This window comes from Pedobacter sp. JY14-1 (assembly GCF_029269825.1).
Taxonomy (GTDB): domain Bacteria; phylum Bacteroidota; class Bacteroidia; order Sphingobacteriales; family Sphingobacteriaceae; genus Pedobacter.
In genome coordinates this window covers 433,526-456,468 of record NZ_JARJHU010000005.1, presented here as the reverse complement: position 1 = coordinate 456,468, position 22,943 = coordinate 433,526, and the positions used below count along the sequence as shown (strand labels likewise).

Here is a 22,943-nt window from a genome sequence, read left to right as displayed (position 1 = left end):
TTTTAAATCTAGTGATTTATTTTAGAGTGAGTGGTGTGATAATTACCTGAATATCACGTAAAAATACGTGATCATTATTCCCCTCAAGCGTGCCGCACGCTGCAGGGCTAGTCTTCGCTGAATACTTTGTGCAGAAAAATGCTCTTGCGGATCGAATCCAGGATGGGCAGGTCCAGCGTACAACCTTTTGTTTCGCAGTGTTCGTGGTTTTCCTGGTCTATTTTGATTTCGCCGGCCAGGCTGCCTGTCTGATCGTAGATCTCATACCACTGGTTACCAGCTGATTTTAAGCGAAATTTGCGCACGTTGTCTTGGTCATTTGCGTTGATCTCGAATTCTTCCATAGGATGTGTTCTTGTATTATAGTTTATAATGCGGAAGGGATTTCCGGTCGGTCCAGGTGATGCCTGTGGTCTGGATTTGGGGCGGGGTGCTGCTTGTATCTGCGATGCTGATGATCGCGTGCCTGATGAATCCCATTGCGCTTTTTTTAGCTCTTTAACAGTTAAAGTGCATGACTGGTTTGAGTCGGAGACGTCGGTGCAGAATTTTACTGCCGGTGCCTGGTGGAAGGATATGGTGGCGGGTATCCGTCACTTTTCCCAGTGGAAGAAAATGGCCATTGTCACTAACCAGAAGGCGGTTGAGAAGTTTACCGATCTGTTTAGCTACGTCAGCCCAGGAGAGGCGAAAGGATTTGAGCGTTCGGAGCTAGATGAGGCGATAGCCTGGGTGAGCGATAAGGCAACAGATTAGTTCGTCCAAGCCTTTGGAAAAGGTGATCAATTCCTCGCCCACGCTAATCGTACATTTTTTGTTCCTCCCTGTTTAGGTTGGCGTATTCGCAGACGCTGTAAAGTTTACCAAAAATCGTGTCTTTCAGATGACGTGGAGGCGAATGACGGGCAGGAGGCAGAGATTGCTCGGGCTGTTGCCAGCCCTGATTCGCCTGGTTTGCCTTTCTTACAGCTATATGATTTCTCGGCCAATTAAATTCATTGTCCTATAGTAATTATAAGGTGCTGTGTTAAAGAATGTTAATGTTTAAAGGCAGTAGCGGGCAATGGATATTTTTGCTTCATGACAACTCAAAAAACGACGCTTTTTATATTGCTGATGGGGACTACACTCTTGTTGTTCCTTGCTGGCTCGGCAAATGCTCAGGTCTCTACAAATAAGGATACCGCAAACACAGACACAGTAAAAACGTCAGCCGTCAAGCTGAAAACAGTAGACATTAAAGCCTTCCGCAATACCAGGCTGGACAGTCTGTTCAACAGGAAGAATTTTGCAAATGTATACAAATACACAGGCTCGGGATTCATGGATCTTTTCAGTCAGCAGGCTTCATTCAGCAAGGACTATCAGCGGTTTCAGAACTCAACCTCGTCCATCATCGGCATCAACCTGCTAAACCTCCCAGGATTTTTGGGCAAGAAAAACAATCCTACAGACAAGCTTAAGCAAACCCTTATTAAAGAAGAGAAAACCCAATACGTAAACCGCATATTCTCAAAACAGCTGATCGCTCAGGTCACGGGCCTGGAGGGTGACTCCCTGCAACTGTTTCAGGACAAATATCGCCCGGGTTATGATACCGCAAAACAAATCACAACCTATGAACTGATCCGCTACATAAAGAGCTGCTTGAAAGAGTTCAGGCTGGCGCATTCGCCGACCCAGTAAAGTTTACCGAATTCTTTCCTGCGGATCTGGCGGGCAGTCGTCCCGCTGGACACTTCAGTTTTTCGCTCGCCTCCTTACCGGGCTCAAAGTTAATAGGTATAGCTCAACCGGGACTCGTTGCCGAAATCGTACTTAAGAATACCCGAGACCGGATAGCCTTCAGCATTGTAAACATAGCTTATGCTTGTAATGTTACCGGGCCTTCCGTCTGCCGGTTTGGAACTGGTTATATTCGAGGGCGAAAAATATTCACTGACTGGCCCGTACGGATCAAGGTATTGCCTGGGATTAATCTTTTCATCATACGTGCTAATCCAGGCCCATTCCCTTGCGAGTTTACCGTCTCTGTATTCATGATGCACCCCGGAGACCACGTTGCCTCTCCGGTCGCACCGCAGGTTATCTACAGTGGTGAATAAAACCGATTCAAATAATGAATTGGTGGAAACCTGCTGGATATGACCTGCCAAGTCATAAGTATAGTCAGTTACATCAAAGATTTGTTGCTGCGTTGTGTCAAGTCTCGTGCGTTTGGATAACCGGCCCTGAACATATTCGTATTTGATCACGTGATACACCGAGAACGGGGACGCACGGTCGCTGCGATATTCATATCGCAGCTCTTTGATCTTGCTGTCAACAACCTGAGTGGTTTTATATAGTTGGGTAATTCCCGAATCCGGTCCAAGGGACTTGATCGATTCCAGTATTCTGTCCTGATAAGTATAATAAGAAATTTCCGATTGCGTGCCATATTCGAATTTGTATGATTTGAGCAGGGGCGGGGCAGCCGGCAAGACATCCGGATCAGCAGCAGGTTCTTTCTTGGAACAACCTGCCAAAAGCAGGACCATAACAGGGATAAAGCGTTTAATTTTAGAAATCATCATGTGAATATACACAATTCATGGAATTCCGAAGTGTATCAGAGTCGCTTATACTGTGATCTCGCGGTCGCTTTTACCCTTCACCTTCTGCCACTCCCTGTAGACATAAAACCCGAAGATCATGGCCACACCCAAAATCCCTCCGTACATGTTGTGGACCGGATCCACGTTAATGTATCTGCCCCACCTGTATACATACGGCCATTCCTCGGTGATCTGGCAAATCATCAGCGCTCTCCCGTTAAAAAAGCTTTAAAAAAATAACCGCATCCAAGAAGCAGGATGATGATCAGCATCCAAATGCGAAAGCCCTTTTCCAAACTAAAGATCCAACTCTTGTAGGGCCCGTTTTTGTTGCTCCAGGCATCAGTCACAAACAAGACCGCTGCCAATGCGAAGCAGCCGATAGCTAGTATCAGGTTCCAGTAGCCTGTAATCATCCTGTGAAGATAATGAATATCTCAGTACTCGTCAGACCGTGATTTCGCTATATTGTGCCATTACGAAATTGATTGTACTTGCGCTGCTTTTGCTCGCATCATTAACTATCCTAGGATAATTTGGCTTTTGCTAATAAAATAGTCTATTAGAAGACTAGTCTCTGTAATGATGCCGGTAGGAATGTTTTGAACGTTGGGTAAATACTATATCACAAAGGTCGTAGTGGGCAAACCAGAACAATAAATCCCGGATGACCACCGGAAAAATCACATTAGTATCCAGAACAGCTTTGAACCTTACACTATGAATCATATAGTCCTAGTTCTTCATCAGCCCCCATGATATCAATAAGATGATTTTTCTGGTCTGCTTTCATTTTTTCTCGATAGGCCAAAACATCTTCAAACTTAATTCTACGGTGCTTACCAACCTTTACAAAATCAATAGCACCTCGTTCCAAAAGTTTTACCAGATATGGTCGTGAGCAGCCGATAATTTCTGCCGCTTTTTGAGTAGTTACCTCTGTCGCCATTGGAACGATTGAAACCGGCTTGCCTTCTCCCATAGCTTTAAGTATATCACCAAGAAATATCAAAGCTCTAGCCGGGATTTTAATCCGTTCCCCAGTTTCTTCAATCTCAATTTCGGTCTGCTCAGAATGTATGCCGGAGACGATGGAAGAAAATGCTGGGAGCGATTCTATTGCGGTTTTTTGCTCCAATTTGGAAGGCCTGCGTATTTGTTCTACAGAAATCATATCAAGGTGTTTTTACAAAGTTAAACAAACAAACGTAACAAACGAAATAAACGCAACAAACGTACCAAACGAAAAATGGAATAGTGGGGGAGAAAATGATGAACATCTCTAAATCTCGTTTTTTGGCTCAGGTTGATCCCTTGGGGGGAACCCTCGAAATAGAGGGTTTTTAGACATGCTGGCAAGCGATTACCCTTATTCCAGAAATCCCACTTATTTGAGAGGAGAAATAAAACATCCAAACAACCGTACCAAGTAGAACTCCAATAACACTGATAACTGCTTCATTAGGATTGCTTCGAAAGCTGCGCATTCTCGCAATGACGTGACAAACGTAGAACTGGGGTTGACATACTTTGTGATTTGCATAAGTTAGTTGGAATAAGTGTTACCGGAAATGGTAACCTGGATAACTTATGCGGAATTTTCGGAATTGATATGTGAAAACAGCGAATAAATAGTAATTTATAATATCATTCTTCATATATGAAAATTTACCTGATATGCGCTTTATTGCTGATCTGTTCATCGGGCCTTTATTCCCAGGAATATAGGCTTCCAGCTGGACTCAAGTATAAAATGCCGAAAAATTCCATTGACATCACCAAAACTTATGAAAGGAAGACCGACAATGGGAGGTCGGTTATTGATTTGTCAAATGATGGTATATTGTACCGGGTTGATGATGACATTATATTTAGATTGACTGCTGTAGAAAAAACATTCGAGGAGAATTTGTTAGAAAGGTTAAGGAAAAATGCATTGAATGGGAAGCAGCAATTGAATCCAGAAAAGGTCATAACCGAAATCCAAAAAAAGGGAGAGTTTAGTTATTATCGGGTTTACAAGCCTCTCCTAGACAGGTCAAAGATGCAGGCAAGTTCATACATATTAGATAACAGCCATTCAATTTTCGTTGGCTGTGTTATGATTTTTCCGGTTAATAAAAGGGAAAAAGCTAATGTGATTTTTGATAAATTTATCAGCAGCTTACGTTACAAAGAGCAATTAGTGCCGTGAAACGGCTTACACGTAGTATCCTTATGTTCTTTTATCCAACTACCTTTAGATAAGTATGAAAATGCTGTTCGTAATAATTTCCATTTTTGTTTTTTACAATAGCGTAAAGGGACAAGCCACGAATTTATCTGATATGATCAGCGTTGTCGGTCATAAAAGTCTTTCGCAATCAGAAAAAGTAAAGGTAAAGGTAAAAGGTAATGAGAAGCTTTCAGTGATTCAAAATAATAAAGACAAAAATGGCGATTTATTTCAAATCGAGAACGTGCTTGTACTCATTAATGTTCAAAAAGGTACTCTAGAACAGGACCGCTTGGAGAAAGCGCGTATTAATTTCAAGTCGGATAGCCAGTTAGTAAAGATACCTTATGACATTAGTGAAATTATCTCCCTGAATAATTTTAAATATGTTCAGGCAAGCTATGAATATCCTGATGATCCCGTAAGATATGTTCTGTTCTATGCCGTGAATAACAATCATACAATGGCTTTAAGCGGTGCAGCAGAGTTTCCCAAAAGCGATAGGAAACATGGCGAATGTGTTTTGTCAGCCTTTTTAAAAACAATGAAGTTTAAATAAGGCTATTCGTGTTTGAGGGACTACAACGTTGTCAGAGAAACTGGCTCCTGTTTTAAAGCCTTTAAAGTTTCAATGCCGTTTATTTTTACTTCGGTGCTGAGGCCGTCGACGTCTTTATCTGTCACTTTATTCTGTTGTGTTTTGAGATTGCTTCAAAAGCTGTACATTCTCGCAATGACGGCCAGTCGTAGAATTGGGGATTGAATGGATTTGGCCAAGATATTATAAAGAAGGGATAGCCAGATGGCTATGCCTTTTCAGGATGTTTTGTGCAATTAATATGGCTTACGTTTGCTGATTATAGCTTTTCGATTTCTTCGATGGAGAGACTGGTTAAATCAGCTATTTCGGCAATGTCCATTCCTTTTCGCTTGAGTTTTTCAGCGATTTCGAGTTTGCTGTTCAATTTGCCGATGGCTTCTCCTTCTTCTTTTCCTTCCAGTTTAGCCTGCGAGAGTACCGCTGCGTTGTCCCATTTGCGTTTAAGTTCCTGATCGTACATCTTTTGTTCCTCCTTGGTTAGGTTGGTGTATTCACCTATTGCGTAAAGCTTTTCGAAGATGGTTGACCTCAGTCGGGACGGTAGGTTTTGGCGTTCGGGCATGTGCTTCAGCTCATACAACCACCTGTCCAGTTCGGTATCGCATTCCTCTTCAGATTTGGTAAAATTAGTCAATTTGTACATTTTCTTGGTTTCGTCATTGCGAAAACTCTAAACTCTCGCAATGACGTGCCAGCGTTGGAGATTGCTTCGAAAGCTGCGCATTCTCGCAATGACGTGACAAACGTAGAATTGGGGTTGACATACTTTGTGATTTGCATAAGTTAGTTGAAAATAATTGCTACCGGAAGTGGTAACCTGGATAACTTATGCGGAATTTTTGGGAAGGGTATGTGAAAACAGCGAATAAATTGTAATTTATAATCTCATTCTTCAGATATGAAAATTTGCCTGATATCTGTCTTGTTGCTGATCTGTTCACAGGGTCTTTATTCCCAGGAGTATAAACTTCCGGTTGGACTTAAGTATAAGAAGCCGAAAAATTCCATTGACGTTACAAAAACGTACAAACCGAAGACCGGCAATCAAAGTTCAGTGATTGACGAGTCAAGTGATGCCATATTTTACCAAATTGATGACATGATCTTCAAGTTCCGTGCTACTGAAGATACCCTAAAGGGGGATTTGTTAGAAAGGTTCAGAACTGATGATTTCAATATGAAGAAGCAATTAGGATTGAAAACTACCATTACTGAAATCCAGAAAAATGGCGGTTTTAGTTATTATAAAGTTTATCGACCTGTCCGAGACAAGTCAAAGATGCTGTTAAGTTCGTTTATAGTAGATAATAGTAGTTCGATTTTCATTGGCTGTGCTCTGGTTTTTCCGGTTGATAAAAGGGAAAAAGCTGATGTGATTTTTGATAGATTTATCAGCAGCTTACGTTATAAAAAAAGACAATTCGCGCCATAAAATACCTTACACCTGGTTTCCTTATGTTCTTTATCAGACCTAGCCTTAGATTGTTTTCAAAAACTTACAACGTCATCAGATAAACTGGTTCCTGTTTTAAAGCCTTTTAACGTTTCAATGCTATTAGAAGTAGTCAAGACTTAATCTGATATTAGCCTATTAATTAAGATTTCCTCGAGTAGGATTACCATATCATTAACTCCCTTATCCTTTTTTAAATATCCTCCTGTTTTATTGGTCTCGTCAAACGTACCAGTCAACGCTAAATCAGTATACTTGTTATTTCGCCAAAAGCTTTTTTTGGTTTCATAATTAATGTTAAAAATATACCTATGCGTCCCCCTTTTATAAGATACATCAGCGTAATATTTGTGAGGTTCTCCGATACCAGTAACACCTGTTATTGTAAAAGACAAAGTTGAATCACGGTTAACGACATCTTCAATAGATTGCTGAAGTGAATAGTCGACACCATTATAAACGTAAGTCTTAATTGGCGGGTAAACCGCACTTATTTGAGAGGCGAAATAAAACAAATAACCAATCGTACCAAGTATTAGAACGCCAATAACACTGATAACTGCTTTCATCTGCAATTAATTTTCAAATTGATCTTCAACATTCGCCAGCACTTCACAATCACAATAGCCATTCTTGTCGATAAGCCAACCAACAACTTCACCCTCATTCTGGACACCTATCAAATTCAAGAACCATATCGTTAAAGTATGGTCATCGTTGCATTTTTCCTTCTGTAACGCTGAATCCAAATAATCAAACAGACCCTTGAATTTCTCTCTGGTCATAGGAAGACTGCTTTCAAATTCTTCTTTTGCTTTTAATCGAAGTCTGTCCCTTATCTGTTTTCGTCGAGCTTTATCAGTCATGTTCAAATCATCTACCGCAAGTTAGTTAATTTGTACATTTCTTGCTTTCGTCATTGCGAGAATGCGCAGCTTTCGAAGCAATCTGTTGTTCAGTTATTGGTTAACCTCTTCCGTTAAGTCATTCCAGTGGGGATTTACTTCATTTATAAGTCGAATTTTTTTTAACCTGCTTCCAGCTTTGATGCGTTTTTCTTCATCGATCGCATCTTCAATGGATTCAAAGAAATTATAATAAACCAATTTGAAAGCCTTGTATCTGGATGTAAAGCTGTTCAGATAGGTACTGTTTTTATGATCATATATGCGCTGTCGTATATCGGATGTGACGCCGACATACAATACTGTGTGTGATTTGTTGGTCATGATGTAGACCCAGCCACCTTTGTCCATTACTTTATTCTGCTGTATTTAGAGATTGCTTCGAAAGCTGGGCATTCTCGCAATGACGTGGAGGCGTTGGAGATTGCTTCGAAAGCTGGGCATTCTCGCAATGACGTGACAAACTTAGAATGGGGATTGATGTACTTTGAATGTTGCATAAGTTAGTTGAAAATAATTGCTACCGGAAGTGGTAACCTGGATAACTTATGCGGAATTTTTGGGATGGGTATGTGATTCTTTGGAATAAATTTTTGTGGCCGTGCAGTATCAATAGAATGGAGGAACTGATTACAAATCAATTTAGCCAAGGTAATTATAAAGAAGGGATAGCCAATGGCTATCCTTTTCAGGATGTTTTGTAGCAATTAATATGGCTTACGTTGCTGATTGTCGCTTTTCGACTTCTTCGATAGAGAGACCGGTTAGTTCGGCTATTTCGGCAATGTCAATTCCTTTTCGCTTGAGTTTTTCAGCGATTTCGAGTTTACCGTTCAACTTGCCGATGGCTTCTCCTTCCAGTTTAGCCTGCGAGAGTACCGCTGCATTGTCCCATTTGCGTTTAAGTTCCTGATCGTACATTTTTTGTTCCTCCCTGTTTAGGTTGGCGTATTCGCCTACGCTGTAAAGTTTACCAAAAATCGTGTCTGTCAGATGAGGCGGGCAATCGTCCCGCTCGGGCATGTGCTTCAGTTCGTATAACCACCTGTCCAGCGGAATGTTGCATTCCTCATCGGTCTTTGCAAAATTAGTCAAATCAATATAGATGTAACCGAGATCATCGTAAAATATTTCACCGGTTTCCCTGTAGCAGAGACAGACGTCATGTACGTAGCGCTCTTTCGAGGTCAGCTTGTTTTTGGTGACCGGTGGCTCGGGCTTGTCGAGAATCGCGATAAAATAAACCTCAGAAATGTCGTACTGCCATTCGGACATCTTGCCTTTCGGTGCCTGTTCGCTGATCAGGCGGGAAATGTAATAGATCCCTCTTTTTTTGAAGTTGATGGGCCTGCTGTGCTGTACCTCTATAAGAATCTTTTCGCCATTATTGGTTGTACAGAGTACGTCGAACACCACGGAGCTCAAGGGATATTTTGCCCCATTTCTCTTCAAACTCCAGCAACCTTTCATGTCCGCTGCTGTTCGTTGTCTTTTTAACTGTTTTGAGGAAAGGCTGCCGGACGACTGGCGGACTTTTGTTTTTAAATACCCTGTAAAATTGCGAAATTCAACTTTAAAGTTTACATATGAATATTTGTATGCAAATTCAACTTTAAAGTTGAATTTGTAATTCTTTTTACTATATTTGCATTGTGAGTAATATTGTAGAAGTTCGTTCTTTCCTTGCTGACTTTAAGACAAAGAAGTCGATTTGGCGAATATTGTATCGAGATGACCGCGGCAAGAACTCACAGGCGTTGGCAGATTTAGAATTGCGACCGCTTGACAGAGATGCTGTTTTGGACGCTCTTCAGGCAGAAGATTATTGCCAAGGACCGTTAAAAGAAAAATTATATGGCGGGAGTGATATGTGGGTTTTTGGGAAAGAGATTAAAAAGAATGAAGTATATATAAAGATTACACTCGGCATGGTAAATGCTGAAGTGATTTGTGTTTCATTCCATGTAGCGGAATATCCTTTAACATACCCTTTTAAGTAAAATGTTATGAAAAGTCCAATAACAGGCAAGGAAATGATCTTGCAAAAAGAAAAAAGAGTAATTGTGTTCAGGAAGGAAGAGTTCACGGTGATTCACCATAATTTTAAATGTGTAGATTCCAATGAACAGTTTACAACGACCGAATTAGACGAAGTTAATATGTTGCAGGTGTATAATAAATACCGTGAACGGCATAAACTTCCGTACCCGGAACAAATTAAAGAGTTAAGAGTTCGATATAATGTACCGGCTATTAAAATGTCTGAAATTTTGGGTTTTGGAGCCAATATGTATAGGAATTATGAAAACGGAGAAGTACCGAACGAATCAAATTCCCGATTGATCCAGCTGGCTCAGGACCCCGAAAAATTCAAACACCTGATCACGCTAAGCGGCGTTTATTCGGGCGATGAAGAAAAGAACATTCTCCGCCATATTGACGAGTTAATAGAAAAAGAAAAGCAATCGATCTGGTCTTTTAATATTGAAGATTATTTATTGGGTTTTGACAGCAGTATTGGGATTCATACCGGCTATACCTTACCCAACTTGGAAAAATTGCGTGAAATGATCATTTATTTTACGGCGACTATAAGACCATGGAAAACTAAAATGAATAAATTGCTGTTCTATGCGGATTTCGTGAATTTCAGAAAGACCTGTTTTTCTATCAGTGGGACACAGTACCGTGCTATTGATATGGGGCCTGTCCCTAATAATTTTAACAGCATTTTTGAATTCGCTGCCGACCATGAAGATATTAATATTCAGCAGAAATCATTTCCAAGCGGTGCTTTGGGTGAACAATTCCTTCCGAATCCAGAAAGGAAATTTAATGCTGAATTATTTAATGAAGATGAATTAGCTTCTTTGAAAGAGGTAGAAGCAAAATTTAAAAATACTTCTGTCTCCAACATTATCGAAACAAGTCATCGGGAAAAAGCCTGGTATGAGAATTACCAGGAAGGTAAAAAGTTAATCAGTTATGAATATGGATTTGAGTTAGAAACGATATAAAAGCAAGGATAATAAAAAAGCCTGGGGAATTGCAGTCCTCAGGCTAATAATGTGTCTCAATGCAATCAGGAACCGCGTCTTAAACGGTAGATACAGTGTGTGACATTAAGGTATTTGGTATAAATAACGTTGTAAAGATATTAAAAGTTTGTGTTCTGCAAACTAAATCTTACTTCCGACCCTCTTAATTTCCCACATTCCATAGCCTGAAGCCATGTTTTTCTGAACGTGACCCAATCAGAAAAATTAATTCATCCCAATTTGGGATGGCAGTTTTTACGTTATTTAAAATTAGCAACATGGCTACAAATGGAAAGCCCGGTGATCATCACCGGCAAGGCGCGGTCAAAGGCCGTTCACAAGTATTCAATCCAACAACTGAAAATTGGATTAAAAGGGATTCGGCAACAGGTCGGTTTATGGATGTCAAACAAGACGGCACGAAGTTCAAGGGCGTGAGAAAGGAAGGTAAACAATGATCTCCTTTCAAGAAAAACAGTTTTTTGCCTCTCTTTACGAAAAACTGGCAGACGCATTGGATCTGACTGATGCGCAATATGATCTGGCGAACGAAAAGTTTTTAAGGATGGGAAGCTATCTTTCTGAACCGGGCAGCTTATTAGCGCGTTTTTACCCGCAGGTCCTATTGCAGGGCTCTCTACGTGTCGGCATTGCTGTACGACCCGTTAATGAAGAAGACGAATTTGATGTGGACATGACGTGTATTTTAAATACAAATACTACCGCCTTGTCCCAGTTTGATTTAAAAGAACTATTCAGAATCAGGTTACAGCAGGATAGCGACTATAGACGTATGTTGGATGAGGAACATAGAAGATGCTGGCGGATAAAATACGCTGAGGCAACCCGGTTCCACCTCGATGTAGTTCCGGCTATTCCTGATGACTTTTCCTGGATTACCGCTCAGGGTGTCCCTTACAATTACGCCAAACACGCGATTAATATCACTGATAACAAAAGTTCAAATTATAAGCTAAGGTTTAATGATTGGCCTAAAAGTAATACGGAAGGCTTTGCCCTGTGGTTTCTTGATGTAATGAAAGAGCAATTGACAGAGGCTAAAAAAATGATGTCCCAGGTGCTCAATAAGAGAATTGATGATATACCTGATTTTAAAGCAAGGACGCCCTTGCAACGGGCAATTCAAATTCTAAAAAGGCACCGCGATCTTCATTTTGCAGATGATTGCGATGATAAACCTGTATCCATCATTATTACAACCTTAGCGGCAAGGGCCTACCAGGGACAAGCTAATCTTTACGACGCATTAATCGGTATTATTGACCGCATGCCGTTGTTTATTGAACAAAGAATAATAGGCGGAGTAGCAGTAAAATGGGTACCCAATCCAGTAAATCCCAGAGAAAATTTCGCTGATAAATGGCAGGTGGAAAAACAACGGGAAACCAAATTTTATGGATGGCTCAAGAAGGTTAAGGAAGACCTGTCCAACATTGAGATGCAAAAGGGTATTTACAACATTGGTGAAACGCTTAAACCTTTGTTCGGCACCAGGGTTGTAAATGACGCGTTAAACGGTGTTGGAAAAAACCTGAATGATCTTCGGGAAAGTAAGAACCTAACAGCCGCAGTTGGAACAGCAACCTTAGGTATTGGTTATAGCAAATCTGTTCCTAAACACACGTTTGATGGTACCAAGGAATAATAGAATACTGCCTTTACAAGTACAAAAGGACGTATTAAGCCGTTTTAATCCAGAGGCTGATATAAGGATTCAAAAAAAGCAATTGGTCTGGACCGGGGAAATTACACCCTCCCCGGTTAGCCTTACCTATAAGGTTAAAATTGTATATCAATTACATGACTGGCCTAAAGTATATGTATTGGAGCCTGAATTAATCATTGCCCATGGCAAAGTCCTGCCGCATGTTTATTCAACCCCGGAAAAGAAACTATGCCTTTATTACCATGATAACCAGGGCTGGACACCATCGAAGTTAATAGCCAATACCATTTTATTATGGGCATCTGAATGGCTGTACCATTATGAAATTTGGGTGGCTACAGGAGTTTGGAACGGCGGAGGTACTGTACATTAAATCCTAAAACTAAAAAAATGACTTACATAATTATAAAACATCCGGTTCATAGCGAAATTTCTGATCAGGAATGTATCAAAGCCGTTCCATCAGAATACAAAGACGCCGAACCTATTATTATTGAAATAAGACCAGCAGCGATAGCGCTTGGTGACACAATAGATGATTGGGATCAATTAGAAATCATACAAAGGAAACAATACTCAGATAAGGTTAAACCTGTTATTGACCAGAATCCGGGTACGCCAATATTTTATTTTGGATTTGCACCTATCCCGTTAATCATACATTTAGGCTCATTGATCGATAACTGGCAACAGGTTTATCCGATGTTCAGAACACACGATACGAAAGAATGGCGTTACGAACTTGAACATAAAATGCAAGTGGAATACCAAGTGTCAGGATTGCCGAATGATGAAAACTTATCTAATAAAGACGTATCCCTAAATATTGGCGTATCTTTTAAAGTCAATGCCGATGCTACTTCTGATGTCGTTGGTGAATCGCTCATGAAGGTGGTTAACTTGGAGGTGGTTAAGCCGGGATATGAGAATTTATATGATCAAAATGACCTGATCGAATTTGGCAAGCAGATAGATGAGGTTTTTAATATATTAATTTCAAAATTCCCACATCTGTCAGCAGTACATATCTTCGCAAGTGTTCCCATCCCGGTCGCTTTTGTTTTAGGGCTTAAAATACAGCCCAACATTTACCCAATTCTATATACCTATCAGTTTAAAAGCAGTGTGGAAACACCTTGCCAATTAGCAATAATTATCAATCAGCCAACTGAAGAAAAGGTCGTTTTTACAGGCGAACAATACGAGTTGGCGGCAAAGTACAGGGCAAGCTGGAATGATATGTTAACGCAAAAGCTTAACCGCTTTATAAAAAATCTGAACGATAAACCCAAAGGCAACTGGTTCAATTATTTATCAACTGATGTGGACTGGTCTTCCTTCAATGTTCCCTATTGGAGGCATCTTGAGCCTTTGACAGAAAACAAATTACTTGTAAGGGACAAGATCAATCAGGAAAATATTACCGTCGCAAATGGATTTGACTACGATCAGGCGGCTTACGAATGGAGTATTGATACCAGTTTCTTTATTGCCCTGGTGAAAAGATTGAAAGATGAGGCAGTAGTTAATAAAGCAGGAAGGTTGTTCCTGCTCCATGAATCTTTACATTACAGCTACCATAATATTAATAAGCAAGTTGCTGACGGCATCGGTAGTTTTCCTAAAGTAATTGAAGAATCAGATTATCATGCAGATGTATATGCGTTATTGAATGACTATGCCTGGTCGAAGCTTTATGATGACAAGTTTGACGAACAAAAATATAAAACATGGTTCTTGGATACCATTCAGGTCATGGTGGAAACGATGTGGTCTTTCGATGATACTGGCGAAGATTTAAAGGAGATTCAAATACGTCGGATGAATAGGTTTTTGATCTGGTATTGGCAATCTATCCGTATTAAGTATACTAACTCTTTAAAGGAAATCGCAGACGTGCTTTCAGAAAAACCGGTAATAGAATTCTCAGGGTTATTGATAAAGGCCAGCAATCAACGTGTGTTTTATAACTTAGAGAAGATGGCCGGTAGCGTAGGTGAAATGGCAGTTTATGCAAATGGGAAAGTGACTCGGACGACCCCACCAAATTACACGAGGCTGATTGAAGGATTTAGAAAACTGGATGGAACCTTGATAAGTGACGCTTTGGAAATGCTATATAAGGTCGTTTATAAATAGTTGTTCAACCCTTAGGTTTTATACAGGAAAAAACAAACTGATGATAGCTGTGAAACATGATGTTTGAGATCGGTATTATAATTTGTTTGATTTTTCTAACGTAATTTGGCGTAGTTGATCAAAAGATGGTTCCGGGCGTTCCCCGCTTCCCGGCGGGTTCGGCTATCCGCTGTATCTGCAGCGCAGGATACGTTATTCTATCCGTAACGCGGTAGGCCGATGGCTAATGGCAGCCTGTCAGGCTTTCTGCCGCCAACCAGAAAGGACTGCCCACAGACCTTGCTGCCCTCAGGGTGCCCGTTCCGAATTGCTTCGGAAAGGCAGGCAGCTGCGCCGAGCCTGCGACGATACCGGCCGCGCGAAGCTTTCGGTATCCCTCAGCACCGCACAGCCTTAAGGAGAACGATTAAGGCGGCAGCGACAAAGAGCGCCGGAGCAAGGCGGCAACGGCGATCTTTTGATTAAGGATGCAGGTAGGGCTAATAAGACACCCCGACCGGCAGCGGACAACATATCAATTAAACGGCTCATGGGCTTCGGTTGTTTACGGAGTGAGGGGGTTTAAAGGACTGGTCCAAACACTCCCCGGTCGTTCCCGTTGGGGGATGTGGGAAAGCTGTTTAGGGCGGTGTTCCCTATGGAAAAAGAACACTATAACAACAGGATGATCGCGTCCTAGGTAGCGGTGGAATTGCTGGCTAAAAACGGGATCAATATCAGTATTGAAGAGGCTAAAAAATATCCTGAAATTGCTATATTCTTTGTTTAAATTGTATGTATATCAATTAGTTAAATATGATATCGGCGGATTTATATGTGCACGTAAGTACCGATGAACAGGCCGAGAAGGGCTACTCCCAATGGGATCAGGAAGAACGTTTGCGCCGTTATTGCGAGATCAACAACATTATCGTGCATAAGGTGATTATGGAAGATCATTCCACCAAATCCTTTGACAGGCCGGCCTGGAGCAGGCTGTTAGCGGAGATCAAAAGACCAAGGGCAAGCGGAACCTGATTCTGTTCACCAAGTGGGACCGTTTCAGCCGGAATGCGGGGGACGCTTATACGATGATCGGTATCCTGCGTAAACTGGTCGATTGAATCATTTGGATGTTGCATTGCTATTGGCGATACATTTCGCGAGGGCACATCCTTGAATTGGTCGTGTAGTTGCTCGGACATACTGAGCGTTTAGTTACTTATTATTAAAAGTCATTAAAACTTCCCGCATACCCAACTGGTCAAATTAAATTTCCCCATAGACCTTTTTATAAGTAAATTTCTGAGCAATCCACTAGCCATTCAAGACTAAACCCCACAAGGGATTTGCTGAAAAAAAATCTTCCTCGGTAGAGTTTAGCTTTTTTTTCGCAAAGTCTTGCCTGCCTATTGGATTGTATTCAGGTGAGAGGGTTATAATTTGCCTTATTGTTGCAATCAACGATTAGGCAGTAACCAGTAACCTATTCGGAATTTTTGGGATGGGTATATGAAAGGTGCTGAAAATTTTTTTTCGGTGTCTTTAGAGATTTGTGGTTTCGGTTCCGTTTCTATAGTAATTTAGATAAGAATTCATTTAAAGACTGAAAGAAACAGGAAACACATGGCTGGGATAGCAGGCATATTTGAGATCGGCAGGGTGATCGCAAGACACCTGGCGGGGAAGCTGGACCGGGAAGAGCAGGAACTGCTCGAAACCTGGCTGGCTGCGGATGTGCGGCATGTGGAGATCTTCAGAAGGATCACCGATCAGGACAGCCTGTCGGCGGCACTGCTGGAACTGGAGCATACTGATGTGGAAGGTGCGCTGGCGCGGGTGAAGGCCAGGATTGAAGCGGAGCGTTTGGAAGAAAGCAGCAGGGAAGCGGGGACAGAAAGTGATCAGGGGCATCGGGGCAGAACGGTGCGGCTATGGCCGTGGACAGGCGGGCAGTCGAAGACTGCTGCCGGAAGCAGGAAATGGATCGCCGGTTTGGCTGCCGCGGTGGCGACGATCGTGTTTGGGGTGTGGTTGTATAAGTATGAGGTTGCTTCGCAGGCTCACCATGACGGGGTGACCCACAACGGGGAGTTGGTGAATGATGTGGCTCCGGGTAAGTATGGTGCGACGATTACTTTAGCGAACGGGCAGGTGATCCAGCTAGATAGCGCGAAGAAGGGCGTGGTTGTGGGAGTTGCTGCGGGTGCTACAGCGTTGAGGTATGACGACGGATCGGCCTTGTCGTCATTGCGAGGAGGAACGACGAAGCAATCCCCTGATGAGATTGCTTCGGAAGCTGCGCAACCTCGCAATGACGGTAAAGGAGGTTATGACGGAAAGGAGCAAAGCAAAGCAATGATGCTTACCGCGACGACGGCCAGAGGCCAGACTTATTCCTTTACCTTGCCGGATGGAACCAAGGTTTGGCTGAATGCGGATTCAAGATTAGAGTTTCCTGCTCAGTTTTCTGGAAACGAGAGAAAAATATTGCTGCAAGGTGAAGCGTATTTTGTAGTGGTGCATAATGACAAGCAACCTTTCAGGGTGGTGAGCAAAAGGCCGGATGGAAGGGCGCAGGTGGTAGAGGATATTGGAACGGAGTTTAACATTAATGCGTATGCTGATGAAAGGAGTGTGAAGACGACGTTGGTTGAGGGGGCGGCATCCGTGTCGTCGCTGCTTAGCAGCTCGTCATTGCGAGGAGGAACGACGCGGCAATCTTCTTTGCAGGGTGAGATTGCTTCGAAAGCTGCGCATTCTCGCAATGACGGTAAGGGGGCGCTGGAGATGACGGGGAATAGCAAAGACAAGAGATCTCTCACTGCGCTCGAGATGACGGGGAATAGCAATGACAGTAGGGGTGGTGAGATTGCTTCGAAAGCTGCGCATTCTCGCAATGACGGGCAGGGGGTGATACTGACGCCTAACCAGCAGGCAAGCTTGACTAATGGCGGCCTGAAGGTAAAGACGGTGGATACAGAAACTGCTGTGGCCTGGAGGAGCGGAAAGCTGAGGTTTGAGAATGCCAGCCTGGAGGAGGTGATGCGGCAGCTGAGCCGCTGGTATAATGTAGAGGTAAAATACCCGGAAGGGGTGCCGGAGCTGAAATTTACCGGTGGTATCAACCGGAATGTGAACGCTTCTGTGGCGCTGGACATTCTGCGCGACCTGAAGGTGAAGTTTAAAATAGAAGGTAAAACGATAATTGTAAGCAAATAGAAATCATTCCTGAACCAACCATAATCATCAACTAAACAAATAATCAACTAAACAAAAATAATCAACTAAACAAACCAACAACCATGACCAGAACAAACAGGCGAACGGCAAGCTAAGCATGAGACAGGGGGCTGAATAAAAAAGCCGGACAGTGGGTGGAATCACTAGCCGGCCAAATGATTGAGTCAACCTTTCCTGACAGCAGTGCTGTGCAGGATAAACAATTGCGGAAACAATGATTTAATCAACTCAACCAAACGAAGGTAATGAATTTAATTGCTTTTAAACCCGGCGTGCGCCATTTGCGACCGCCAAAAAAACTGCTATTGATTATGAAACTCACCACTTTCATCATGATCATCGCCCTGGCACAGGTAAGTGCAAAAGGACTTGCACAGAAAATCACACTGAATGTAAGCAATACGCCTATTGAAAAAGTTTTACAAAGTATAAGACAACAAAGCGGATACGAGTTTATCTACAACGTCAACGACCTGAAAGGCCAGAAGATCAGCCTGAACATCCGGAATGTATCCGTAGAAGATGCAGTAGCCGCCTCCATCAAAAACCTTGACCTTGACTACAAAATCAGGGAGCAGAACATCGTACTCAAAAAAAGAGAAAAGGGATTGCTGGATAATATCATTGCCCGATTTCAGGCGATTGATGTCAGAGGTAAGGTGGTGGATTCGTTAGGAAATGGATTGTCTGGCGTGACTGTAAGTATTAAGGAAGGCAAGGGTTCAACTTCAACTGGTGGAAACGGAGATTTTTTTCTGAAGAATGTGGAAGAAGGTTCAATGCTGATATTTAGCTACTTAGGATATATCAGCAAGGAGGTTCCATCAAATAAAGATTTTATGTATGTCCAGCTACAGCAGAGCACTTCCAAGTTAGATGAGGTTCAAATTATGGCATATGGCGTTACTTCCCGACGCCTAACCACAGGTAACATTTCAACGGTAAAGGGAGATTTAATCGCAAAGTCTCCCGTAGCAAATCCTTTGTTAGCAATTGCCGGAAGGGTTCCTGGATTATTCGTTCAGCAAAGTTCCGGACTAAGTACCGGGGGGACAAGTGTCTTGGTACAGGGTAGAAATAGCATGGCAAATAATAATATACCATTTTATGTGATAGACGGCATACCATATCAGCCCAACGCTATAGGAAGCCCCGCTATAGGCACGGGAATAAATCCTAGTGGCAATCCAAGTGCACTTAATTTTATCAACGCTAACGATATTGAAAGTATAGAAATTTTAAAAGATGGTGATGCAACTGCAATTTATGGCTCCAGAGCCGCAAATGGTGCAATATTGATCACTACAAAAACAGGTAAAGCAGGTAAAACAAAAGTAGATATTAATACGCAAACCGGCTGGGGAACTATTGTTAGCAAGTTAGATTTGTTAAAAACGCAGGATTACCTGGAAATGCGAAAAGAATCCTACACAAATGCGGGACAATCTATCCCCGGCACTTATGATGGATTTGGCGGCAATTCAGATTTAACCGTATGGGATCAGAACCGCTACACGGATTGGCAAAAGCAGCTGATCGGGGGCACTGCTCAATACCAAAATTTCCAAGCGTCAATATCTGGTGGAAATGAGAATACTCAATTCTTATTTAGCAGTAGCTACTTGAGGGAAACTACAGTCTTTCCGGGGGAATTTTCCGATATAAAAGGAAGCAGTCGCCTAGTAGTAAACCACACGTCCTCGAACCGAAAGTTCAAAGTAAATTTTACCGCTGGATATTTGAAGGGAAAAAATACACTTCCTCAAGTTGATCTTACCGCAGACGCGGTATCGCTTGCCCCAAATGCACCCGCCTTATACAATCCAGACGGCTCTCTAAATTGGGAACCCCTACCTGAAGACCCGAAATTATTAACATTTGATAATCCGATGGCAAGGATGTTGCAATTGTATACTAACAAGGTCAACAGTTTAACAAGCAATGGCCTACTGTCTTATGAATTCTTCCCTGGGTTAACATTAAAATCAACGCTGGGCTATAACCGCCTGGTAAACGATGAAATTGGTACGTTCCCCAAAGCGGCCCTTAGCCCTAGCAATACCTTCTCAAAACGTGCAGCAAATTATTCAAATAAGTTTGTAGACACGTGGATCGTCGAACCACAACTTACCTATTCAAGAAAATTCACATTTGGTAGCCTTGATGCAATATTGGGAACAACCTTTCAGGAGACCAGAAACAATATGAGATCTTATAGAGGTGAAGGTTTCAATAATGACTCCCAGTTAGAAAATATACTAGCGGCTCCAAATGTAACAGCGACAGGCGCATTAGAGTCATTTTACAGATACGGTGCAATTTTTGGACGGCTTAGCTATAATTATGAAGATAAATACGTTCTAACGGTCTCTGGCAGGCGAGATGGAAGCAGTCGATTTGGAGCAGAAAATTTATTCAATAATTTCTATTCGGTTGCTGGTGCCTGGATTTTTACAAATGCATCCAAAATTAAGGAGCAGCTGCCATTTTTAAGTTTTGGTAAATTAAAGGCTAGCTACGGAACCACCGGTAATGATGGAATAGGAGATTATAAGTTTATGAATTTATATGAGCCATATCCTGCAGATGTTCCCTACCAACAGACAATCGGACTTGTAACAAACGGCCTGCCCAATCCATATTTACAGTGGGAAGAAACCAAAAAGATTAATCTGGGAATAGATTTAGGATTTATAAGGGATAAAATCCTTTTGAATGTTAATTTTTTTAGAAACCGGTCAGCAAATCAATTATTAAACGCTCCCCTCTCAAGTGTAACAGGCTTTGCTGGGATAACTAGAAACTTGCCTGCCACAGTACAGAACAAAGGATGGGAGTTTTCATTGGACTTGAACCCGGTTCGAAAAAAAACGTTCAGCTGGCAGAGTTCATTTAATCTAACTATTCCAAAAAATAAATTGGTCAGGTATGATAAACTGGCAGAGAGTCCTGATGCCAGCTTCTATGTTTTAGGCGAGTCGATTTTTATTAAACGCGCTTATAACTTTAAAGGTGTGAACCCTACGACAGGATTGTACCAATTTTTAAGTAAAAGTGGTGATTTGGTGTCTAGCCCGAGTGGAGATGATAGGACGGAAATAGTCAATTTAGACCCAAAATTCTATGGTGGCTGGTCGAATAGCTTGAGCTATAAGGGTTTTAATTTTGATTTTCTTTTTCAGTTCGTAAAGCAAAATGGGAACAACAGCACATATCCTTTGTTCCCAGGTGCTGGAATGGGAAACCAGATGGATAATTTCATTGACCGCTGGAGAAAAGAAGGAGATAATGCGACAATACAAAAAGTTACGCAAGATTTCTTCCAGGGCTTTTTCTCTTCATTGGCGATGTTTGACGCAAATGCTTCAATCAGCGACGCCTCTTTTATTAGACTGAGAAACGCAACTGTATCCTATAGCTTGCCGCAGAGTTGGTTAGGAAAAGCTAAAATATCACAGGCCAGGATTTATATGCAGGGACAGAACCTTTTGACCTTTACCAACTTTTATGGTTTTGATCCGGAGACGAGATCGAAAAATTCCCTGCCGCCGTTACGAGTTTATACAATTGGTCTTCAACTTTCTTTATAATAAATAGTTATGGAAATATATATCAAATACTATAAGAAAAAAGCCACGTTTGCACTAGTACTCATTGTTTTTCTAAGCTTTCAAACTGGATGTAAGAAATTTATTGAAGTCGATGCCCCGATTACAAGTGTTAATGGTGGTAATGTTTTTACTGACGATGCAAATGCGATAGGTGCAGTTACGGGCATCTATACCAAAATGGCGAGCGCTTCATTTTCACTGAACCTATCGTTATATCCAGAACTTTCTTCTGACAATTTAAAAGTTTTGAATCTTGCAAATGACGTCAATACAGCTAAATATTTTCAAAATGCTTTAACCGAAAACTATAATGCAAATAATGATATTCAATTTTGGGGGCCTTTGTACAACTATATCTATTTAACAAATGCAGCTATTCAGGGTTTAACTCAAGCCTCATCATTAACACCTGCTGTTAAGCAGAGGCTAACAGGCGAGGTTTATTTTCTTCGTGCATTTTTTTACTTTTATTTAGTAAATCTATATGGAGATGTACCTTTAGCATTATCGACCGACTACGAGATAAATAATGGCTTAACACGATCAAGCTCAGATGCAGTCTATCTTCAGATTATAAGCGACTTGTTAAAGGCCGAACAACTGTTAGACGACAGATATGTAGATGAAACGTTAGTCGGCGTAACCAGTGAACGGGTGCGACCAAACGTAATGGCGGTAAAGGCATTGCTAGCAAGGGTATATTTATATACTAAAAATTATAGTGCTGCTGAAAATGCTGCTTCTGAAGTCATCAAAAAAACAGAACTGTATTCAGCGGAGATTCCCTTGGATCAGATTTATCTAAAAAATAGTAAAGAGACAATCTGGGCGTTACAGCCAGTCAAGTCAAATTTCAATACCGATGAAGGAGCATACTTCATTCCTGATGCAAATGAAAATGTTATCCAGGTAGCACTATCGGATAATTTGTTGTCGGAATTTGAAGCCAGTGATAAGAGAAAAAGTAATTGGGTTTCAACAACAAAGATAGGCGCCATCGACTACTTTTATCCTTCAAAATATAAAGTTAGGGCAGATATCCCGAAGACTGAATATCAAATTCTGTTGCGACTAGCTGAACTTTATTTGATTCGTTCTGAAGCGAGGAATGAACAAAACAACACTTCAGGTGCCAGAGAGGATTTAAATCTAATTCGTCGCCGTTCTGGATTGGGTGATACTCCTGCTTCAGAAGTTTCCGAAATCCGGCTAGCAATTTTCAAAGAACGACGTTTGGAGTTGTTTACTGAGGGTGGCCATAGGTGGCTAGACTTGAAAAGGTCCGGTAAAGTGAATGAAATCATGGGTAATTACTCGACAATAAAAGGTAGCACATGGCAACTCTATAAAGCACTCTATCCAATACCATTTTCGGATATTCAGATAAATCGGAATTTAAAGCAGAACCCGTTCTACTCAAATTAATATCAAAGTGAATAATTGCTAGTGCTTTGGTTACCAAGCACTAGCATACA

23 protein-coding genes and 1 pseudogene are annotated in these 22,943 nt (G+C 41.6%); 15 read left to right on the top strand and 9 right to left on the bottom strand.

What is annotated here, in order from left to right:
- Positions 1-107 precede the first annotated feature (107 nt).
- On the bottom strand, positions 108-344 hold the full coding sequence (locus P2W84_RS12545) for a hypothetical protein (RefSeq protein ID WP_276090487.1): 237 nt from the start codon (positions 342-344) through the stop codon (positions 108-110).
- Positions 345-372: 28 nt separating this feature from the next.
- Here P2W84_RS12545 and P2W84_RS12540 point away from each other — a divergent pair, with 28 nt between their 5' ends.
- A complete protein-coding gene (locus tag P2W84_RS12540) occupies positions 373-756 on the top strand; it encodes an STAS/SEC14 domain-containing protein (RefSeq protein ID WP_276090486.1) in 384 nt (127 codons plus the stop codon).
- A 324-nt stretch (positions 757-1,080) separates the two neighbouring features.
- The gene (locus P2W84_RS12535; protein WP_276090485.1) at positions 1,081-1,686 is read left to right on the top strand and encodes a hypothetical protein; all 606 of its coding nucleotides are present in this window, start codon (positions 1,081-1,083) and stop codon (positions 1,684-1,686) included.
- 89 nt (positions 1,687-1,775) lie between these two features.
- Here the strand turns inward: P2W84_RS12535 and P2W84_RS12530 are convergent, their stop codons facing one another.
- From P2W84_RS12530 to P2W84_RS12520, 3 genes are all read right to left on the bottom strand, one after another.
- Positions 1,776-2,576: a hypothetical protein gene (locus tag P2W84_RS12530; protein WP_276090484.1), complete on the bottom strand. Its 801-nt coding sequence runs from the start codon at positions 2,574-2,576 to the stop codon at positions 1,776-1,778.
- A 45-nt stretch (positions 2,577-2,621) separates the two neighbouring features.
- Positions 2,622-2,801 (bottom strand): hypothetical protein, encoded by a 180-nt coding sequence (locus P2W84_RS12525; RefSeq protein WP_276090483.1) that lies wholly within the window; start codon positions 2,799-2,801, stop codon positions 2,622-2,624.
- A 514-nt stretch (positions 2,802-3,315) separates the two neighbouring features.
- Entirely contained in the window at positions 3,316-3,771 is a 456-nt protein-coding gene (locus P2W84_RS12520) for a helix-turn-helix domain-containing protein (RefSeq protein ID WP_276090482.1), read from the bottom strand.
- Positions 3,772-4,257: 486 nt separating this feature from the next.
- Between P2W84_RS12520 and P2W84_RS12515 the strand changes: the two genes are divergently transcribed.
- Both P2W84_RS12515 and P2W84_RS12510 read left to right on the top strand, forming a co-directional pair.
- Complete coding sequence (locus P2W84_RS12515) at positions 4,258-4,791, top strand: hypothetical protein (RefSeq protein ID WP_276090481.1); 534 nt, start codon at positions 4,258-4,260, stop codon at positions 4,789-4,791.
- 55 nt (positions 4,792-4,846) lie between these two features.
- Positions 4,847-5,371 (top strand): hypothetical protein, encoded by a 525-nt coding sequence (locus P2W84_RS12510; protein WP_276090480.1) that lies wholly within the window; start codon positions 4,847-4,849, stop codon positions 5,369-5,371.
- A 298-nt stretch (positions 5,372-5,669) separates the two neighbouring features.
- Here the strand turns inward: P2W84_RS12510 and P2W84_RS12505 are convergent, their stop codons facing one another.
- Positions 5,670-6,056, bottom strand: a complete 387-nt coding sequence (locus tag P2W84_RS12505; RefSeq protein ID WP_276090479.1) for a PD-(D/E)XK nuclease family transposase — start codon at positions 6,054-6,056, stop codon at positions 5,670-5,672.
- Between the two features lie 255 nt (positions 6,057-6,311).
- On the opposite strand from P2W84_RS12505, the gene P2W84_RS12500 reads away from it, so the two are divergent.
- Entirely contained in the window at positions 6,312-6,845 is a 534-nt protein-coding gene (locus tag P2W84_RS12500; RefSeq protein ID WP_276090478.1) for a hypothetical protein, read from the top strand.
- A 140-nt stretch (positions 6,846-6,985) separates the two neighbouring features.
- On the opposite strand, the gene P2W84_RS12495 is transcribed toward P2W84_RS12500, so the two are convergent.
- The 4 genes from P2W84_RS12495 to P2W84_RS12480 form a co-directional block, all read right to left on the bottom strand.
- Positions 6,986-7,435, bottom strand: coding sequence for a hypothetical protein (locus P2W84_RS12495; RefSeq protein WP_276090477.1), 450 nt, complete (start codon positions 7,433-7,435; stop codon positions 6,986-6,988).
- A gap of 6 nt (positions 7,436-7,441) precedes the next feature.
- Complete coding sequence (locus tag P2W84_RS12490; RefSeq protein ID WP_276090476.1) at positions 7,442-7,732, bottom strand: DUF2695 domain-containing protein; 291 nt, start codon at positions 7,730-7,732, stop codon at positions 7,442-7,444.
- A 93-nt stretch (positions 7,733-7,825) separates the two neighbouring features.
- Positions 7,826-8,122, bottom strand: a complete 297-nt coding sequence (locus P2W84_RS12485) for a GIY-YIG nuclease family protein (protein ID WP_276090475.1) — start codon at positions 8,120-8,122, stop codon at positions 7,826-7,828.
- 366 nt (positions 8,123-8,488) lie between these two features.
- A complete protein-coding gene (locus tag P2W84_RS12480; protein WP_276090474.1) occupies positions 8,489-9,241 on the bottom strand; it encodes an Rpn family recombination-promoting nuclease/putative transposase in 753 nt (250 codons plus the stop codon).
- A 182-nt stretch (positions 9,242-9,423) separates the two neighbouring features.
- On the opposite strand from P2W84_RS12480, the gene P2W84_RS12475 reads away from it, so the two are divergent.
- From P2W84_RS12475 to P2W84_RS12430, 10 genes and pseudogenes are all read left to right on the top strand, one after another.
- Entirely contained in the window at positions 9,424-9,771 is a 348-nt protein-coding gene (locus P2W84_RS12475; RefSeq protein WP_276090473.1) for a hypothetical protein, read from the top strand.
- A gap of 6 nt (positions 9,772-9,777) precedes the next feature.
- Complete coding sequence (locus P2W84_RS12470; protein ID WP_276090472.1) at positions 9,778-10,788, top strand: type II toxin-antitoxin system antitoxin SocA domain-containing protein; 1,011 nt, start codon at positions 9,778-9,780, stop codon at positions 10,786-10,788.
- Between the two features lie 266 nt (positions 10,789-11,054).
- Entirely contained in the window at positions 11,055-11,267 is a 213-nt protein-coding gene (locus P2W84_RS12465) for a hypothetical protein (RefSeq protein ID WP_276090471.1), read from the top strand.
- A complete protein-coding gene (locus P2W84_RS12460) occupies positions 11,264-12,475 on the top strand; it encodes a nucleotidyltransferase (protein WP_276090470.1) in 1,212 nt (403 codons plus the stop codon). Before P2W84_RS12465 ends, P2W84_RS12460 begins: the two co-directional genes overlap by 4 nt.
- A 178-nt stretch (positions 12,476-12,653) precedes the next feature.
- Positions 12,654-12,869: a hypothetical protein gene (locus P2W84_RS12455; RefSeq protein WP_276090469.1), complete on the top strand. Its 216-nt coding sequence runs from the start codon at positions 12,654-12,656 to the stop codon at positions 12,867-12,869.
- 17 nt (positions 12,870-12,886) lie between these two features.
- The gene (locus P2W84_RS12450; RefSeq protein WP_276090468.1) at positions 12,887-14,635 is read left to right on the top strand and encodes an SAVED domain-containing protein; all 1,749 of its coding nucleotides are present in this window, start codon (positions 12,887-12,889) and stop codon (positions 14,633-14,635) included.
- 795 nt (positions 14,636-15,430) lie between these two features.
- A pseudogene (locus P2W84_RS12445) lies at positions 15,431-15,723 on the top strand (recombinase family protein); the annotation flags it as partial.
- 517 nt (positions 15,724-16,240) lie between these two features.
- Positions 16,241-17,836, top strand: a complete 1,596-nt coding sequence (locus P2W84_RS12440; protein ID WP_276090467.1) for a FecR family protein — start codon at positions 16,241-16,243, stop codon at positions 17,834-17,836.
- Between the two features lie 266 nt (positions 17,837-18,102).
- Entirely contained in the window at positions 18,103-21,447 is a 3,345-nt protein-coding gene (locus P2W84_RS12435; protein ID WP_276090466.1) for a SusC/RagA family TonB-linked outer membrane protein, read from the top strand.
- Between the two features lie 9 nt (positions 21,448-21,456).
- Complete coding sequence (locus tag P2W84_RS12430) at positions 21,457-22,893, top strand: RagB/SusD family nutrient uptake outer membrane protein (protein ID WP_276090465.1); 1,437 nt, start codon at positions 21,457-21,459, stop codon at positions 22,891-22,893.
- Positions 22,894-22,943: the final 50 nt, after the last annotated feature.

Coding starts and splice junctions, on each gene's coding strand:
- P2W84_RS12545 (WP_276090487.1), bottom strand. CDS start 344: ATGGAAGAATTCGAGATCAACGCAAATGACCAAGACAACGTGCGCAAA.
- P2W84_RS12470 (WP_276090472.1), top strand. CDS start 9,778: ATGAAAAGTCCAATAACAGGCAAGGAAATGATCTTGCAAAAAGAAAAA.
- P2W84_RS12535 (WP_276090485.1), top strand. CDS start 1,081: ATGACAACTCAAAAAACGACGCTTTTTATATTGCTGATGGGGACTACA.
- P2W84_RS12495 (WP_276090477.1), bottom strand. CDS start 7,435: ATGAAAGCAGTTATCAGTGTTATTGGCGTTCTAATACTTGGTACGATT.
- P2W84_RS12435 (WP_276090466.1), top strand. CDS start 18,103: ATGAATTTAATTGCTTTTAAACCCGGCGTGCGCCATTTGCGACCGCCA.
- P2W84_RS12460 (WP_276090470.1), top strand. CDS start 11,264: ATGATCTCCTTTCAAGAAAAACAGTTTTTTGCCTCTCTTTACGAAAAA.
- P2W84_RS12530 (WP_276090484.1), bottom strand. CDS start 2,576: ATGATGATTTCTAAAATTAAACGCTTTATCCCTGTTATGGTCCTGCTT.
- P2W84_RS12525 (WP_276090483.1), bottom strand. CDS start 2,801: ATGATTTGCCAGATCACCGAGGAATGGCCGTATGTATACAGGTGGGGC.
- P2W84_RS12510 (WP_276090480.1), top strand. CDS start 4,847: ATGAAAATGCTGTTCGTAATAATTTCCATTTTTGTTTTTTACAATAGC.
- P2W84_RS12540 (WP_276090486.1), top strand. CDS start 373: ATGCGGAAGGGATTTCCGGTCGGTCCAGGTGATGCCTGTGGTCTGGAT.
- P2W84_RS12465 (WP_276090471.1), top strand. CDS start 11,055: ATGGCAGTTTTTACGTTATTTAAAATTAGCAACATGGCTACAAATGGA.
- P2W84_RS12480 (WP_276090474.1), bottom strand. CDS start 9,241: ATGAAAGGTTGCTGGAGTTTGAAGAGAAATGGGGCAAAATATCCCTTG.
- P2W84_RS12490 (WP_276090476.1), bottom strand. CDS start 7,732: ATGACTGATAAAGCTCGACGAAAACAGATAAGGGACAGACTTCGATTA.
- P2W84_RS12515 (WP_276090481.1), top strand. CDS start 4,258: ATGAAAATTTACCTGATATGCGCTTTATTGCTGATCTGTTCATCGGGC.
- P2W84_RS12500 (WP_276090478.1), top strand. CDS start 6,312: ATGAAAATTTGCCTGATATCTGTCTTGTTGCTGATCTGTTCACAGGGT.
- P2W84_RS12505 (WP_276090479.1), bottom strand. CDS start 6,056: ATGTACAAATTGACTAATTTTACCAAATCTGAAGAGGAATGCGATACC.
- P2W84_RS12430 (WP_276090465.1), top strand. CDS start 21,457: ATGGAAATATATATCAAATACTATAAGAAAAAAGCCACGTTTGCACTA.
- P2W84_RS12485 (WP_276090475.1), bottom strand. CDS start 8,122: ATGGACAAAGGTGGCTGGGTCTACATCATGACCAACAAATCACACACA.
- P2W84_RS12440 (WP_276090467.1), top strand. CDS start 16,241: ATGGCTGGGATAGCAGGCATATTTGAGATCGGCAGGGTGATCGCAAGA.
- P2W84_RS12450 (WP_276090468.1), top strand. CDS start 12,887: ATGACTTACATAATTATAAAACATCCGGTTCATAGCGAAATTTCTGAT.
- P2W84_RS12520 (WP_276090482.1), bottom strand. CDS start 3,771: ATGATTTCTGTAGAACAAATACGCAGGCCTTCCAAATTGGAGCAAAAA.